The sequence below is a fragment of the Christensenella sp. KGMB01412 genome, from assembly GCF_055522415.1.
The window spans coordinates 1-1,130 of record NZ_JBVFVW010000026.1; the positions used below are offsets into that span (position 1 = coordinate 1).

1 protein-coding gene is annotated in these 1,130 nt (G+C 56.1%); it reads left to right on the forward strand.

Annotation, left to right across the window (positions count from 1 at the left end; genetic code table 11):
* A partial coding sequence (locus ACS5WU_RS13860) for a M24 family metallopeptidase (protein WP_465089207.1) occupies nt 1-1,130 on the forward strand: 1,130 nt, incomplete at both ends.

The following is a 1,130-nucleotide window of genomic DNA, read 5'->3' on the forward strand; positions in this document are numbered from 1 at the left end:
AGGATCGATTACGACAAGCTGAGGAAGGACCGCCTGGAGAAAACGCGGGAGCAGATGAAAAAGGACGGGCTTGGAGCGGTGCTGTTGTTCGATCCGGATAACGTGAGGTATGTGACGAGCACCAAGCTTGGAGAGTGGGTGAACAACAAGCTGAACCGTTACACGCTTCTTGCCGAAGGGCACGATCCGATCCTGTTTGAGATCGGCAGCGCAATCGGGACGAAGAAGATGCTGTGCCCGTGGATCAAGGACATCCGTCCGAGCAAAAACGATATGCGCGGGAGCATGACGCCGCTGTTAAAGTCGAATGAGAAGGTGATCGGAGAGGTGTACGAAATCCTCAAAGAGTGGAACCTTCACGAAGCGCCGATCGGGATCGACCTCCTGACAGTGTCGATGATGCAGGCGCTGGTGAAGTTTGGAATGGACGTGCGTGACGGGCAGGCAACGATGCAGGAGGCGCAGAAGATCAAGACGCATGAGGAAATCCAGCTGTTGGAGATCTCGGCGGCGATGGTGGACGGAGCATATTACGACGTTGTGGAAGCGATCAAGCCGGGAGTGCGTGAGAACGAGGTATGCGCGGTGATGCGCGGACGGCTGGTGGAAATGGGAGCGGAGAACGTGCACAACGTAAACGTGATCTCAGGGGATCGTGCGTTCCCGCACCCGCATGACTTCTCAGACCGGATCATCCGCCCGGGAGACATGGTGTTCCTCGACGTGGTGAACGACTTCAACGGATACAAGACATGCTATTACCGGACGTTCTGCTGCGGTTATCCGACGGAGAAGCAGAAGAGGATCTACAAGAAGACATACGACTGGATGTACGATGCGATCCGTGCGATCAAACCGGGAGTGACGACGGACGAGATTTGTAAGCTGTGGCCGACGTACAGGGAGCTTGGAGCAAAGGACGAGTACGAGACGATGGCGCTGGAGCTGGGGCACGGAGTAGGGATTGCGCACTGGTCAAAGCCGGTGATCGGGCACCAGTGCTCGATGGAATATCCGGAGGTAATCGAGGAGAACATGCACTTTGCAGTGGAGACATATTATGGAGAAGACGGGGAAGCAGCGCGCCTCGAGGAGCAGATCGTGGTGACAAAGGACGGATGCCGTGTGAT